This window comes from Pseudomonas sp. Irchel 3E13, from assembly GCF_900187455.1.
Classification (GTDB): domain Bacteria; phylum Pseudomonadota; class Gammaproteobacteria; order Pseudomonadales; family Pseudomonadaceae; genus Aquipseudomonas.
Map to the genome: position 1 here is coordinate 108,447 of NZ_FYDX01000018.1, position 15,603 is coordinate 124,049.

General features: G+C 61.9%; 10 protein-coding genes and 2 pseudogenes. 7 read left to right on the forward strand and 5 right to left on the reverse strand.

Annotated elements, in window-relative coordinates:
- Positions 1-111 precede the first annotated feature (111 nt).
- The 5 genes and pseudogenes from CKW37_RS27010 to CKW37_RS27030 form a co-directional block, all read right to left on the reverse strand.
- Positions 112-759 (reverse strand): START domain-containing protein, encoded by a 648-nt coding sequence (locus CKW37_RS27010; RefSeq protein ID WP_095159247.1) that lies wholly within the window; start codon positions 757-759, stop codon positions 112-114.
- A gap of 127 nt (positions 760-886) precedes the next feature.
- Positions 887-2,092, reverse strand: a pseudogene (locus CKW37_RS27015) (autotransporter outer membrane beta-barrel domain-containing protein); the annotation flags it as partial.
- Between the two features lie 209 nt (positions 2,093-2,301).
- Positions 2,302-6,561 carry an AAA family ATPase gene (locus CKW37_RS27020; protein WP_256587878.1) on the reverse strand — a complete coding sequence of 1,420 codons (4,260 nt, stop codon included), beginning with the start codon at positions 6,559-6,561 and terminating at the stop codon, positions 2,302-2,304.
- A gap of 6 nt (positions 6,562-6,567) precedes the next feature.
- Positions 6,568-8,145 carry a hypothetical protein gene (locus CKW37_RS27025; RefSeq protein WP_095159248.1) on the reverse strand — a complete coding sequence of 526 codons (1,578 nt, stop codon included), beginning with the start codon at positions 8,143-8,145 and terminating at the stop codon, positions 6,568-6,570.
- 13 nt (positions 8,146-8,158) lie between these two features.
- Positions 8,159-9,031 carry a YafY family protein gene (locus CKW37_RS27030; RefSeq protein ID WP_095159249.1) on the reverse strand — a complete coding sequence of 291 codons (873 nt, stop codon included), beginning with the start codon at positions 9,029-9,031 and terminating at the stop codon, positions 8,159-8,161.
- A 322-nt stretch (positions 9,032-9,353) separates the two neighbouring features.
- On the opposite strand from CKW37_RS27030, the gene CKW37_RS27035 reads away from it, so the two are divergent.
- From CKW37_RS27035 to CKW37_RS27060, 7 genes and pseudogenes are all read left to right on the forward strand, one after another.
- Positions 9,354-9,959 (forward strand): SCO family protein, encoded by a 606-nt coding sequence (locus CKW37_RS27035; protein WP_095159250.1) that lies wholly within the window; start codon positions 9,354-9,356, stop codon positions 9,957-9,959.
- Entirely contained in the window at positions 9,959-10,438 is a 480-nt protein-coding gene (locus tag CKW37_RS27040; protein ID WP_095159251.1) for a copper chaperone PCu(A)C, read from the forward strand. Before CKW37_RS27035 ends, CKW37_RS27040 begins: the two co-directional genes overlap by 1 nt.
- Before the next feature lie 197 nt (positions 10,439-10,635).
- A complete protein-coding gene (locus CKW37_RS27045) occupies positions 10,636-10,818 on the forward strand; it encodes a general stress protein (RefSeq protein ID WP_095159252.1) in 183 nt (60 codons plus the stop codon).
- Between the two features lie 142 nt (positions 10,819-10,960).
- On the forward strand, positions 10,961-11,134 hold the full coding sequence (locus CKW37_RS33035; RefSeq protein ID WP_175651696.1) for a hypothetical protein: 174 nt from the start codon (positions 10,961-10,963) through the stop codon (positions 11,132-11,134).
- A gap of 289 nt (positions 11,135-11,423) precedes the next feature.
- A pseudogene (locus CKW37_RS27050) lies at positions 11,424-13,569 on the forward strand (type I secretion system permease/ATPase).
- 8 nt (positions 13,570-13,577) lie between these two features.
- On the forward strand, positions 13,578-14,993 hold the full coding sequence (locus CKW37_RS27055; RefSeq protein WP_095159268.1) for an HlyD family type I secretion periplasmic adaptor subunit: 1,416 nt from the start codon (positions 13,578-13,580) through the stop codon (positions 14,991-14,993).
- 25 nt (positions 14,994-15,018) lie between these two features.
- On the forward strand, positions 15,019-15,483 hold the full coding sequence (locus CKW37_RS27060) for a hypothetical protein (protein ID WP_143502147.1): 465 nt from the start codon (positions 15,019-15,021) through the stop codon (positions 15,481-15,483).
- The last annotated feature ends 120 nt before the right edge of the window (positions 15,484-15,603 follow it).

Sequence of the window (15,603 nt, forward strand, 5' to 3'; positions counted from 1 at the left end):
TTGTTGTGTCCGCGGGACCGCCGGTGAGGGCGGTTCTACCGGGCTTGCGCTCCTACAATAGGAACAATGCTTCGCATCCACAAATTAAATGTTGGAATTCGTCGTATTCATTTACTGAATGGGCTCCGTTGACTCGTCCGTTGAGTGGATGCCTTGGCGTTCGGCCACGGCGCGCAAGGTCTTCAGGGTGATGGTCGGGGCATCGATAACGAAGCGGTTGGCCAGCCAGGCGGGGATGTCGCCGGCGGGTTCGGCCTGCAGTTCGTAGGTGACTTCGGTTTCCCGTTCGCCCTTGGGAATCATCCTCCAGGTGCCTTGCAACTGGGTGACACGGATTTGTCCGGATTCCCGCGGCACCATGCCGGGCACGGCCGAGAGGTGGCGGATCAGGCTGCCGTCGTCGCTCCGCTCGGTCTGCACCTTGAGCACCATGTCGCGGGTGGCGGCGGGCCAGGGCAGGGCGGTGGTGAGGTAGACCCAGGTGTTGTCGTCCTCGACCTTCAGCAGGCGCATGTCGGCGCAGGCGTACAGCCATTTGCAGGCGACACGGAGGTTTTCCTGGAGGTCGCTGAGGGTGCGCACGTCGGCCTTGATCAGGGCGACGCCCCGGAAGCTTTGGTAGTTGGAGTGGGGGACGTCTTGCAGGTAGACCTGGATGCCGTCTTCGTTGCTGGCCAGGTGCCAGGGCTCGGCGGCCTGGGTCGGCAGGGACAGGAGGATAAGCAGCAGGGTGGTCGTGAGGCCAGGGAGGCGGGGCATGGTGGGGATCCTGGCTGAGTGGTTGATTGAGGATAGGTCAGGTTGGCAGTGCAATCGTGACGGTTTGGCGTCCCGACAAGCTGGCTCCTGCAGAACAGGAGCGAGCTTGCTTGCCATCACGCTTGTGTCAGAACAACCACTGCACCCCCAGCGAATACCCCGCCTGGTTCCCTTCGTCATGGGCAAAGCGTGTATTGGCTTCCGCGAACACCCCCAGTTGCTCGGTCACCATCAATTGCGCGCCCAATTGCGCGCGGCCGAAGTTTTTGTCCACGTCGCTCAGGTTGGCCACGCGCACCAGGCCGTCGGCGCGGCTGGTGAGGTCGATCTCGTCCAGTCGGCCGTCCGCCAACTCCCGCACCCAGCGCACGCTGGCGTAAGGCTTGAGGGCCATGCCGCCGAGGCCGAGGCTGCCGTGCAGGCGCCAGCCGAGGCTGGCTTCGAGGGTGTCGTAATCCTGTTTTTCGAAACCCAGGGCGGTGCGCAGCGCTTCGTCTTCGTTGAAGTCGTCGATGCGGTAGTGGACGTAGTCGAGCCCGGCCACCGGGCCGGTTTTCAGCCCGCCGAAGGTGAAGTCATAGCCGCCGTCCAGCCGCGCGCCCCAGAACAGCGCCGAGGTGTCGCCGGACAGGCGTTGGTCCAGCAGCACCGGACCGCCGTTGGCCTGGATGAACACCGAGCGCTGGGTGTCGAAGCGGGTGTGCCCGGCACTCAGTTCGCCGGCCAGCCATTGCGGACCGCCATCGTTGAGCAGGGCGAACGCGCCGACCTGCCAGGCGTCGCCTTCGACACGGCCGCCATGGTCGAGGCTGTCGCGGCTGCGTTCGAAGCTCAGGCTGGCACCGACGGTAACCGCCTGGCTCAGGCGGTAGTCGCCCAGCACATGCACGCCAAGGCGCTTCGATTCGGGATTGCCCGGCGCGTCGAAGCCGCTGTCGGGTGAGACCTCGCCCTCGACACCCACTTCGCCATCGAAGCTGCCCACCGCGCGCGCGCTGCCCAGCACGCTCAGCCAGCGGCGGTCGTGCAGGCGGGTCATGGCCTGATGCTGGCGCTGCAACTGATCTTCCATCTGCCGCGCCATGGCGCCGCCGGACGCGGTGGAGGCGAGCAGGTCGGCGTTGGTCAGTTCCAGCACGAGGCGGGTCAGCAGGCGCGAGAAGTCGCGCAGGCGCTGTTCGATGCGGGCCTCGCCGAAGGCGTTGGTGAGCACGGTTTGGTTGTCTTCCGCCGGGTCGTGCCAGGTGGAACCGCCGGGGATCGCCGGGTTGTCGGTCTGCTCGTAGCCGTCGAGGTCGCCCAGTTCCCAGTTGGTGGCTTCGATGAACAGCACCTTATCCTTAGGTGTCGGTAGGCGTGTGCATCTTGAAGATGCGTCGGCGTACCTACAGCAGGAAGTGGGCCGTTTTGTGACAGGTGTGAGGGCGTTGCGGGTTTGGCTGTGGGATTTGGCGGGTGCGTCGCAAACTGGCGATGGAGGCCTGAAGTAATTGTTCCCACAAGTTTCAGGTGATCCTTGTGGGAGCATTTTTTGCTGGCGGCTCAGTCCTCGTCGCAGCTTGCCAGGATGTCCTCCAGCGACGCGCGGGTTTCCTCGTCGAGCCCCTCCATCAGACGGTTCATTACCGCCTCGCTGAACGGGGCGTCGCCGAAGCTCAAGGAGAAGGCGATCGCTTCCTTGACCTCAAGACTGCTGTCACCGGCCAGCATCAGCAGGATTTCCTCGTTGCTGGGCGGTGCATGGCTGCCGAACAGCTTTCTGGCCAGGGCGATCCGCACCTCTTCGCTGGCATCGTTGGCCAGGGTCTTCTGCGCCACGATCAGCAGGCGAGGTCCATAGCTGCTGCTCTTGTCGATCAGCGCCTTGCGCACCTTGATGTCGCTGTCCCGGGCCAGCGCCAGTTGCACGTGAGGTAACAACTGGGCGTTGCCCGCCAGGGCCACGCGCACACTGATTTCGCTGTTTATCAGCAGGCGCAGTTGCACGTCTTCGCTGAGTGCCCGGCCCCAGCGATTGCTGGGTTGCGCTGCCAGGGCCTTGCGCACGGTGACGGAGTCGTCCTCGGCGAGGTGGCTTTGCAGGGCGAGACTCAGGTGCGGGTGTTCGGCCAGCAAGGCGCGAATTTCGAACTCGCTGTCCTGGGCGAGCAGACCTTGGGCCAGCAATTTCAGGGCGTAGCCCGGGTGACCGTTGGCCCCTTTGAGCAACTCGGTACGCACCTCTTCATGATTGTCCGCGGCCAGCGCTTGTTGGGTCCGCTTGCTGAGGTGCGGGTTGGCCGCCAGGTCGACACGAACGCTGTACGAGTGGTCGTCGCACAGGCGCTCCTCGATATCGGCGGGCAGCGGCTGGCTGCCGATCAGTGCCGAGCGCACGGTCACGGTGGAGTCCTTGGCCAGTTTTTGCGCCACGTCCAGCGCCAGCTTCGGGTTGGCCGCGAGCTTCGCGCGGACGGTGTACTCGGTGTGTGTTGCCAGCTTCCCTTGCAGCGCTGAATCGAGCGCCGGGTTGCCGGCAAGCACTTCCATCAGCGGTGCCGATTTGACCCAATTGCTGTGGTAATCGCTTTGCAAGTTCGCTGGCAGTTTGGCATTGCCCGCCAGGGCCAGGTCGACCTTCGACGGCTCGGGAATCACATACCAGGCGCTGTGCAGGGCGGGCGCCGGCGTCGCCTGAGCAAGCTCGCGCATCACGTCTTCGCCGAGGCTGGTGTTGCCGGCCAGGGTTTGCCGTACCTCGTCGAACTCGCTTCTGACCAACTGCGCATATTGCCCTTGCGTCAGGCTGGCATGCCGGGCCAGTTCGATCTGCACCGCCTTGACGTCCTTCAGCAATTCGGCGAACACCGGTGCGGTCAGTTCCAGGTTGCCTGCCAGATCGACACGCACCGCAATGTCAGGATCTTCCGCCAGGCGTGCCTGGACCGGGCCGCCCAGACTCAGGTTTCGCGCCAGCGCGCGACGTACATCAACCTCGCCGTCGACGGCAAGCTGCTGCTGGATGCTGGTGCCGATGCGGTAGTTGCGTGCGAGGTTTTCGCGCACCTGCACCGTGTCGCCTAGCAGTTTCACTTGCGAGTCTTCGTTGAGTTCGCAGTGCCAGGCAAATTGCTCGCGCACGCTCGGTTCCGGGTCTTTGACGATGCGTTGCTGCTGTTCGGCGGACAGTGCCGTGCACCAGATCAGCATGGCTTCGCGCACCTCGGTGTGCGGATCCTGCAGCAGGGTGTCGATGATCTGCGCGTTGATGGCATCGTTGCTGACCAGTTTTTCGCGCACCGCCGGGTCCGGGTCGCGGGCCAGCAGGCCGAGAATTTCGATGCTGGCGTGATCGTTGCCGGCCAGCGCCGCACGGACATCAGCGGATTCGCTTTGCACGAGGCTGCGTTGCAGCAGTGCCGAACCCAGGTTGCGGTTGGCGGCCAGTTCGATCTGCACCGTTTCGCTGTCCTTGGCCAGGTATTGCAGGGTCGCGCTGGCGAGGGCGGGGTGGCGGGCCAGGGTCTTGCGCACTTCAATGTGGCTGTCCTGGGCCAGCAACAATTGCGCGGGCGCACCGATGGCCGGGTTGCTGGCCAGTTGCAGGCGCACGTCCATGCCGTCGTTGGCCAGTTCCAGTTGCACCGAGTCGGGCAACGCGGCTTCACCGCCGCGTGAAGCCAGCGCCAGGTGCACTTCGGCGTCCTCATCCCGGGCCAGGTTCAGTTGTACCGCCTCGTTCAATGCCGGCAGCCTGGCGAGGGTTTCGCGGACATCGGCCTCCGCGTCCCGCGACAACAGCGACTGCGCTTCGCTGGACAGCAGCGGATTGCCGGCCAAGGCCAGGCGCACGCTGTCCGCGCTGTCCTTGCTGAGCTGGCGCTGCGTGTCGTTGCCGATATGGCGGTTCTGCGCCAGGGCGCGCCGGACTTCGGCGTCCTTGTCCAGCAGCATTTCTCGCAGCAACGGTTCGTGGCTGCTCTTCAGCGCCAGCAGGCGGCGGTGTTCGGGCTTCAATTTGAGGCGATGGAATTCGCTGGCCAGCAGGTCTTGCGGTGCTTGCGGGTGAACGCAGGCCAGGTGCAGCAGGTCGAGGTCGAAGTCGGCATGGTCGTCCTCGATATTGATCCGCAGGGTCAGCACGCGCTCCGGGCAATTGGGGTTGCTGTACACCGCGATGCGGATGTCTTCGACCTGATCGCCCGCGAGTTTTTCCAGCAGGTCGTCCGGGCAATCTTCACTTCTGGCCACTTCTTCGCGGCGTAGCGCGTTGACGCTGTCCGCCATCTGGATCATCTGCGCCACGCTCAGGCCATCGCAGGCCGAGGCCGGCTTGAGCTTGAGTTTTTCGAACAGATCCTCGTACTTCGCCACTTGCTCACGCAGGGTTTCGCGCAGCGGCACGGTCAACTCGATGGCCGCTTCGACGTCCTCGAATTTCAGCGCGCGGCTGTCGAGGAAGGCGGCTTCCCGCGCCTCGTTGATGGCGTTCTGGATATCCGCGCCGGCGTAGTCGCGGCACTGGGTGACCAGCGTGCTGCGCTGCTCGGCTGAGAGCTCAAGCTCCTCGCCCTTGAGGTGGATATCGAGGATCGCCCCGCGCTCGGCGGCGTTGGGGAAGCCGACATAAAACACCTCGTCAAAACGACCCTTGCGCAGCAGTTCCGGGGGCAGGGCGGTGATGTTGTTGGCGGTGGCGATGACGAACACCGCGCCGGTCTTTTCCTGCATCCAGGTCAGGAAATAGCCGAACAGCCGCGACGACACTTCCGAGCCGCTGCCGCTGGTCATGCCGACGAAGGCTTTTTCCAGTTCATCGATCCAGAGGATGCACGGGCTGACCGACTCGGCCATGGTCAGGGCGCGGCGCATGTTGTGCTCGCTTTCGCCGACGTATTTGCCCAGCAGCGAGCCGATATCCAGGCGCAGCAGCGGCAACTGGAACAGGCCGGCCGCGGCCTTGGCGGTCAGCGATTTGCCGCAGCCGGGCATGCCGGCGATCAGCACGCCCTTGGGCGCCTGCACCCGCGCTTCATGCGCTTCGCCGAGGCGGCGGAAAATCTGCGCGCGGCGTCCTAGCCACAGTTTGAGGTTTTCCAGGCCGCCGATGTCCGTGGCGTTTTCGCTGACCCGGAGCATTTCCAGCACACCGCTCTTGGCGATGATCTGTTCCTTTTCGTGCTGAATCAGCGCCAGCGCGGCATCGTTGATCTGTTCGTGCTGCAGGCGGACCATCGCCAGCGCCGAGCGGATTTCTTCCTGGCTCAGGCCGCTGCAGGCGGCGTGCAGGCGCTGCCGGAGGTGTTCCGGCACCAGCAATTCCAGGTGCTGGCAGACACTGTCGAGCTGGCTGCCGATTTCCTCGCCGCGAGGCAATGGCAGTGGCAGCAGAGTGATCTGCGCTTCGATCGGTGGCGGGATGTGCAGGGTTTCCGACACCAGCACCACGGCGGCCTTGCCGCGATGATGGCGCTGGATACGGTTGAGCAACTGCTTCAACCGGGCCACGGCCAGGGGCTGGTTTTCCAGGGCGCTGCGGGCGTCCTTGATGATGAACAGCTTGCCGTCCAGGTCGTCGTCGAGCAGCGCCGGCAGGCTGTCGGCCAGCTCGGTCTTCGGGCCCTGGCTGCCACGCGGTTGCTTGTTGAAGAAGTCCACCCAGCCGTAGCCGAGGTTCCACTCCTTGGGGTGCAGGTTCAGTTGCGCGGCGACGTCCTGGAGCATGGTGTCGACCCGCGCCTCTTCGCCGGAGTGGATGTACAGCCCCGGATACCCGGCCACCAGGTGGGATTTGATCTTGTCCTTGAGTTCGAGCAGGTTCATCAGTGCTTACCAGCCGGAGAAGAGGGAAGAGGCGAAATTGCTCATGCCGCGCCCGATGGATTCCAGCGCCCGGCCGGCCCCTTCGACGACACGCGCCACGGTCTTGAGCGCGGTCTTGGCCACGGCCTTGCCGGCCTTGTAGACCACCTCGCCGATCTGCCCGCCGGCGATACCGCCGGCCACGCCGCCGACGAAACCACCGACGGCAATCCCCACCGGGCCGAACACCGTACCGATCGCCGCGCCCAGCGAGGCGCCCTTGGTGGCACCGGCGATGGCCATGGTCGTGGTCACGGTGGTGTTGCCGATGGCGTCGACGGCTTCTTCGCCGGTCAGCTCGCCCTTGCCCAGTTTGTAGAGGATCTTGGCGTTCTGCAGGCCGACGCAGGCGATGTTGGTGATCAGCCCCGCCGGGGTGCCGCGCAGCGCTGCGCCGAGCCAGCCGTTCTTCACCGCCACCACCACGGCGCCGGAGACCGCCACCTGCGCGGCGGTGTTGGTGCCGGCGCGCAGGGAGCTGTCGAAGAACTCCTTGAGTTCGTCATTGGCGCTGGGGTTTTCCCGGCCGTTCAGCCAGTTCCAGGCGCGTCGGGCAAGGATCCGCGTGCCCTGCATGCCCACCGCGATGCAGGCGCCGACCACCGCCTGCTTGCCGATCTGCTTGGCGATGTCGATGCGGTTGGTGTCGTTCCAGTCGTACTGGCGCGCTTCTTCCTCGGCCTGGGCCTTTTCCTGCAGGGCCTTGGCTTCTTCCTTGGACAGCGGTTTGGACTTGACCCCGTCGGCCTCGATCACTTCAGTGCTGTCAGGCACATCGGCGCTTTGGCCTTCGGGGACCAGGCGTTTCTGATCGCTGTAGTCACCGCCGTTCAGTTGGGTATTGGTAGCCTTGGCGTCGGCGCCGTACTTTGACTGGTATTTGCCGACCACATTGCCGTTGCCGTCGACGATCTCGATGTCGACCGAGTTCAGTTCCTGAGAGCCGACCACCCGCGCGCGGTAGGGGCTGCCCTTGGCGGCGGCGTCGATATTGAAGGTGTCGACGTGATGCTGCTCGGCGATCAACCCGTTGAGGTTGGGGTTCTGGTTGATCGGCCCGGCCTGGGTGGTGATGATCTTGCGGGCGTTTTCGCTGGCGTCGGCCAGCGCTCGGTCGATACCGCCGGCGTACTGGCCGACGTTCACGGAGCCGGTGACGGCGGCGTTTTTCTCGATCTCGCCGGCCAGCCACGAAGCCTTGCTGCGGCCGGTGTCCAGATGCGCTTGCAGCGACTCGCGGGACTGGTTGAAGGCCGTGGTGGACTGGACCACCTCGCGGCTGGTCTGCAGCAGGTCTTGCTCGTCCTTCCACAGGTCCGGATATTTGCGGAACTCGTCACTCAGCCACAGCTCCAGCGGCTTCTCGCCACGCGCATTGCACGAAGCGACGAAGGAGGCGATCACCGCGGTGGTCTTGTTGGCGTTCTCGGTGTTTTCGAACAGCTCGCCTTCGATGCGTTTCGCCTGCTCCTCGGCGATCTGCTCGAAGTCGATGCTGTCGTCCTTGTCGTAGTCGTCGCCCAGGGGCTTTTCCATTTCGGTCATGGGGTGTCCTGCCTCAGTGCAAGTAGTCGGTCAGTTCGTCGCGCAGTTTTTGCTGCAGCCAGACGGGTTCGAGAATGCGTACGTGGGGAATCCAGTAGCGAATGATCGGCAGCAATTGGTTGGGGTGATTGACCTGGCAACGCAGCACCAACTGGCCATCGTCCTGCTGTTCGAGCAATTGCTGGTGCGGCAGCACGTTGCGCCGCAGGAAATAGTGGGCGTTGCTGGCGGCGACCCGCACGGTGACGTCGAGGCGGTCCTGGCCGAACCAGACGTCATCGTCGTTTTCGATCTGCGCCTGGATATCGGCGTTGGGCGCGAAGGTTTCATCCAGCACGCGCAGCTCGCCGAGGCGCCCGAGGGCGAAGCTTTTCAGGTGATCGTTTTCGGTGGCGGCGAGGTACCAGATGCCCTTGTTGTGGATCAGCCGGTAGGGCTCGACCCGCCGCAGCTTGCCGGTGTAGCTCAACTGGCAGCGCTGGCGCCGCTCGATGGCCTGGCCCAGTTGGCGGAACGCGTGGTGGTCGGGGCGGCTCGCGCCTGAATGGCCGTCGCGCACCAGGAAACTCGCCGGGCCCGGCTTGAGCAGGTCGAGCCAGGAGCGGCGGTCGCTGGCCGGAAACAACTGCTCGACGCCGCTGATGCGGGCGAAGGTCTGCAGGTCGGCGGGCGACAGGCTGCTGCGGTAATGGCTGGCGAGCTGATAGACGCCGTTGGCGCCGGGCTCGATGACATCGCCCAGGCGGTTGAGGTCGCGGTAGATGGTCCGCTCGCTGACGCCGAAGCGTTCGGCCAGTTGCAGGCGGGTAGGGCGCTCGCCCGATTGCATCAGACGGAGGATGTCCGCGAGGCGCAGGGCCAGGGTGTCGTGTTCGTGGGCCGCCATGACGGGTCCTGTGTCGGGTGGACGTTGGCGGCGACTCTAGCGTGGCGCACTGACAGGCTGTGTCAGTGGCACTGACAGCATTTCGAGCGCATCCCTGTCAGAAAAACGGCGACAATAACCCGGATGCTGGCGCGTGGCCACTTTCGCGAGTCTCGTCACGCGCTGTTACGACTCCGTTACGCAACTGCGACATCGGGTCGCATCCGCCGGGCGCTGTGCGCTGGCAGGGGTGTCAGCGACCGTGACAAAATGCCGCCTCGCAAAAAACCATGAAATGAACGGCTTCGCTGTGAGGCTCGTACCTTCCCGAAAGGACGGTTACATGAATGATTTACTGACCCGGCGCAAGGTTATCGCCGGGCTCAGCCTGCTGGGGCTCGGTGCCCTGACTGGCTGCGACACATCGCCAAAGCTCGACTTCAAGTACGGCAAGGACCTCAGCAACAAGATCCTCGGCCGCTCCTTCAAACTCCAGGACGTCCACGGCGACACCTACGCGCTGTCGAGTTTCTACGGCTCGATGCCGATGGTGTTCTTCGGTTTCACCCAGTGCCCGGCCGTTTGCCCGACCACCCTCGCGCGTGCGGTGCAGATCAAGAAGCTGATGGGCCGCGATGGCGATTTCCTCAAAGTGGTGTTCATCACCCTCGACCCCGAGCGCGACACCCCGCAGGTGCTGGATGACTATGTGAAGGCGTTCGATCCGACCTTCACCGCGCTGTCTGGTACACCGGAACAGATCGCTGCCACCGCCAAGGAATTCGGCGTGTTCTACGAGAAGGTGCCGTTGGGCGACACCTACACCGTGTCCCATTCTTCCACCAGTTTCGTCTTCGATTCTCGTGGCCGGTTGTACCTTGGCCTGTCCCATTCGCTGAACGCCAAGGAATGCGCCGAAGACCTGCTGACCCTCATGGAGATCTGCTGATGCGTTCCCTGTTCAAACCTGCCCTGGCAGTGCTGGCCCTGTGCGCCGCTGCGTTGCCGGCTCTGGCGCAAACCCGCGTCGATAACGCCTGGGCCCGCGCCACCGTCGCCAACCAGCAATCCTCCGGCGCCTTCATGACCCTCACCGCCGACAGCGACAGCAAGCTGGTGGAAGTGCGTTCGTCGGTGGCGAAGACGGTGCAGATCCACCAGATGAAGATGAACGGCGACGTGATGACCATGGGCCCGGTGGAATTCCTGGCGCTGCCGGCCGGCAAGGCCGTGGTGCTCGATGCCAACGGCTACCACGTGATGCTGATGGGCCTGAACCAGCAATTGAAGGAAGGCGAGCAAGTGCCGCTGACCCTGGTGGTCGAGGATGCCAAGGGCAACCAGCAAGCCCTCGAAGTGCAGGCGCCCGTCCGCGCTCTCAACGATGCCGGCGGCCACGCCATGCATCACGATCACGGCAACATGTGATCCTCGCGGGGCGGCGTCGCTGCCCCGTGTTTTTCCTTTGTGATGAATCCCTTGGCGCGCCAAACAAGCGCCTGCGGTCATTTACTGCCACTTGTCCGGCAGTGCTCAAATAAACCGAATCCCTCCCGCCAGCCGTGCTCCTAATTCATGTACGGCATCAGCCGTGCACCCTTCGCTTTCCAATGAGGTGAAAGATCATGGCTAACAACGAAAAAAGCACTGGTCAGACAGGTAGCAAGCAGGGTGGCAACCCGGGCAACTTCGCCAATGACCGGGAAAAAGCGTCAGAAGCCGGACGCAAAGGCGGCCAGCACTCGGGTGGGATGAATCAGGACAAGCAAAAAACCACCGACACCAGCCGCAAGGGTGGTCGCTCCTGATTGCGGGGTCTTTCCGTAATCACAGCTTCCGTCATCACAGCAGTACCTGGCGGGGCATGAACAGTGCCCCGTCTGACTGGCGCATCGTGGCCTGGGTCCGATGCGCCGCTTTGTTTTTGCAGCGCTGTGGAGGGCACTGTCCATGAAAAGTGCATCGGTATTCCTGCTGTCTGGCCTGTTGCTGCTGGGCGGCTGTTTCGACAACTCCAACCACCCCGGCAAGGACTCCGACCCGAGCAAACCGTCGCTGCAGATGCAGCAGCCGGCGGAGAACCCGGCGTCGCAATTGGCGCCGAGCAAGGACAGTGACAACTGATCGCACGGATGTTTGGCAGAACAGCAACTTACTTTTCAGACGCGATCTAGATGGTCGCGTGGGTGCCAGGAGGATGATGGCTGTCGCAACTTTTTCTTGATGGCTTCTTGACATTGGTAAGGTGACCTTCTTTGCTCTAAGGGAGTCACCAGAAAGTATCCGAAAAGGTATGGCAGGGATTCAGCGTCGTCTCTAGACCCACGACTTTATCGAGCTGCAGCCGTTGCCGCCCCGGGCGGTGACAGCCTTTACGTGCCGCGTCAGCCTCCCGCCGAGGTGAGTCATGCAAATGGATTCGCATGCAGAGGGTGCACAGTGCATCAGAGATACCGGACTGATTTGTCTGGTGATGCTCGCCCGCTTCCACAACATCGCTGTCACGGCTGAACAATTGGCTCACGAATTCGGCGAGGACGGTCGGTGCTTCGGCAAGACCGCTCTACTGCTGGCCGCCAGACATCTTTCGCTCAAGGCTCGCTACGTTTCCACTAGTGTCTCGCGCCTGACTCAGACACCTCTGCCCGCCATCGCGTTTGGCAAGGATGGCGAATTCTTCATCATTGCCCGCCTGGAACAAGGACGTGTACTGACCCACAACCCGTCAACCCTACGCCAGGAAGTCATCAGCCTTGAGGCGATTGAGCAACGCTGGACAGGTGAGCTGATTCTCGTGCGCACCCAGGCTTCATCCACGGGCGAAACATCACGTTTCGACTTCACCTGGTTCATCCCCGCAGTGGTCAAGTACCGCAAGTTGCTTGGCGAGGTGCTGCTGGTTTCGTTCGTATTGCAGATTTTTCGCGCTGCTGACGCCTTTGTTTTTTCAAGTGGTCATGGACAAGGTATTGGTGCACCGCGGGCTCTCGACTCTTGATGTACTTGCCATGGGCCTGCTGGGCATCATGCTGTTCGAGACAGCTTTGAGCGGTCTGCGTACCTATGTCTTCGCACATACCACCAGCCGCATCGATGTAGAGTTGGGTTCGAAGCTGTTTCGTCACCTAATCAGCCTGCCGCTGGCGTGGTTTCAGGCGCGGCGCGTGGGGGACTCGGTCGCTCGGGTTCGCGAGCTGGAAAATATTCGCGGTTTTCTCACTGGTAACTCCATCACCCTCCTGCTCGACGTACTGTTCTCGGTGGTGTTTATCGCTGTGATGTTTCTCTACAGCGGGTGGCTGACACTTATCGTGGTGCTGTCATTGCCGTTGTATTTCCTGATTTCACTGCTCATTACTCCTCTGTTGCGCGCGCGCCTGAACGAGAGTTTTGCCCGCGGTGCGGAAAACCAGGCGTTTCTGGTGGAAACCGTCAACGGCATCGATACCCTGAAATCGTTGGCGGTAGAACCTCACTTCATGCGCAAGTGGGACAACCAGTTGGCGGGTTATGTCGCAGCAGGGTTCCGTACTCAGAATCTGTCGTCGATCGCCAGTGAATCGGTTGCCCTTGTAGGCAAGCTAGTGACGGTCGCAACGCTCTGGGCAGGGGCGCAACTGGTGATACAAGGGCAACTCAGCGTAGGCCAACTGATTGCCTTCAACATGTTGGCCGGGCGTGTCTCGCAGCCGATCATGCGGCTGGCTCAGTTGTGGAGCCACTTTCAGCAGACAGGTGTTTCAGTGCAGCGCTTGGGCGACATTCTCAATGCCCGCAGCGAGCTTACCCAGACCGCGCGTAGCAGCATGCCCATGCTGTCGGGGGGCATCGAGTTCGACCAAGTGGCGTTCCGCTATCGGCCTGAGGGGGCCGAGGTGCTGCGCGGTGTTAGCTTTTTGATTCAACCCGGCGAGGTGATCGGTATCGTTGGCCGCTCGGGGTCCGGCAAAAGCACCCTGACGCGGTTGATCCAGCGTTTGTTCAGCCCTGAGCGAGGGCGCGTATTGATCGATGGGATGGATCTGTCGTTGGTCGATGTGTCTTCGCTGCGTCGGCAGATCGGTGTGGTGCTACAGGACAACTTGCTATTCAACCGCAGCATTCGCGAGAACATTGCCCTCACCGATCCTGGAAAGCCGATGGAGGCCGTCATTGAGGCTGCCAGGCTGGTCGGTGCACATGAGTTCATACTCGAATTGCCAGAAGGCTATGACACCATCGTAGGTGAGCATGGCGCTTCGCTGTCGGGCGGGCAGAAGCAGCGTATAGCCATTGCTCGTGCGCTGATCGATGACCCGCGCGTTCTCATCTTCGACGAAGCGACCAGCGCGCTGGACTACGAGTCGGAACGAGTGATCCAGAACAACATGCAAGGCATTTGCACTGGGCGCACCGTCCTCATCATTGCCCATCGGTTGTCATCGGTGCGTGATGCGCACCGGATTGTGGTGATGGACCGCGGGCAGATTGTGGAGCAGGGTACCCATGCCGAACTGCTGGCCCACCAGGCGGGCCATTATTCGCGATTGCATCGCCTGCAGCAGGGAGGTGGCGCCTGATGAAGCCGATGGCTGCCGACCTGTCGTTGCTGGAGCGTTACCGCGCGGTCTGGCGTCACGCATGGGCCAACCGCAAAGCCATGGCTGCGTCGCCGCGCCTCTCCCACGAGGTGCAGTTCCTGCCGGCGGCGCTGGCGCTACAAGAGCAGCCGGTGCACCCGGCACCGCGTTACATCCTCTGGACCATAATGCTGTTCAGTGTCTTGGCACTGCTCTGGGCTTGTGTCGGAGAGATCGACGTAGTGGCGACGGCCAGCGGCAAGATCATTCCCAGCGGCAAAACCAAAATCATCCAGCCCAGCGATGTCGCCGTGGTCAAAGCGATTCATGTTCGCGACGGTCAGCAGGTGCGTGCCGGTGAGGTGCTGGTTGAGCTGGATGGGCAAATCACCGGGGCCGATGTCGAGCGGATTGACAGCGATTTGCTTGCCGCCCAGATCGATAGCGCCCGGGCGGCGGTGTTTCTGCAGGCGATCGACAACAATCGTGAGCCTGCCTCGCTCGTCGGCTTGATCCCCGAGGCGGCGCCCGCGCGGCAGGTTGCCGCACAACGCTGGGTGCAGAGTCAGTACCAGGAAATGCGTGCCACTCTCGATCAGGGGGAGGCCCAGATCGAGCAACAGATGGCTGAAATCCAGGCAGCCCGGATCAATGTCGCATCGTTGAAGGAAACCTTGCCTATTGCCCGCCAACTCTCGGCGGATTACCGGCGCTTGCTGGACAAAGCAATCATTGGCAAGCACTTCTGGCTGGAGAAGGAGCAATCACGGCTGAACCAGGAGCGGGATCTGCAGATGCAGCAGGCCCGCGTGGTGGAATTGTTGGCTTCGAAAAAGGAGCTGGAGCGCCGGCAGGTCAGCGTTTTGGCACAGGCCCGGCGCACTGCCCTTGATCTGTTGCATGAGGCGGACCAGCGGGTTGCGTCGCTGACCCAGGAGTTACACAAAGCCGAACAGCGCAATCGTCTGACCCGGCTGGTTGCTCCTGTGGATGGCACAGTGCAGCAATTGGCCATTCACACCGAGGGTGGGGTCGTTACTGAGGCCCAGCCGCTGCTTGCCATCGTTCCGGCCAACCAGCCGGTGGAAGTGGAGGCCATGCTTGAAAACAAAGACATCGGTTTTGTTCGCCCTGGGCAAGCCGTGGAAATCAAGGTCGAAACGTTTACATTCACTAAGTACGGCGTTGTCCATGGCGTTGTTCATAGTATTTCCGGAGATGCCATCGAAGATGAAAAGCGCGGTCCGCTTTATAGCGTTCTTATTCATTTGAAGGAGGACCGCGTGCAGGTCGGAGGCACGCAGTTTCCGTTATCTGCGGGAATGGCGGTGCGCGCTGAAATTAAAACCGACAAGCGCAAGGTTATTGATTGTTTTCTTAGTCCGCTTGAACGTCTTGTGGGCGAAAGTTTGTCGGAGCGCTGAGGTTTAGTTGAGTGCGGAGAAGATTATGACTCAGTTGTGTCGAAACGATATTGTCTGGTTTTGTTTGATTTCATTGATTGTTCCGTCGCTAGTTATGATATATGGCGATGCAATGTATGCGGGGCTTTATTATTACCTTGCAGTTCCTGCGGTTGCCCTGCTGATTACAATTTGGCTTTCACCAGGCAAAGGCTTCCTTGTCGGCCTGGGTGTAGCACTGGCCATCGAATTTATTCTAGTCTTACAGATCAACTGGCGTTCCGAGCATCAGGACGGGATGGTTGGCGTTTTGCATATGGCTTCATTGCCAGGAGCGCTCATTGCCATTGTATTCGCGGGTCGAAAGTTTAAACGGCGCCCCAAAGTATCACCGCTTGCAGCGACGCTGCTTGGCAGTGTGTACGTGTTGGCGGGGTGTACATTGACGCAAGTTCTTTTCTATCTATTTTTTTTTGCACTCGAAAGATTCCTGGTCGCGATATCGGGATGACCTGTCGACAGTATTTCATTAGATTCTGGATGATTAACCGTTACTTGACTGTAGAGAGTCCTGCCGATGCCTAGCGTAACTGTTAAGGTCACCTTGCCTGGAGCATCATTGACCAATGGT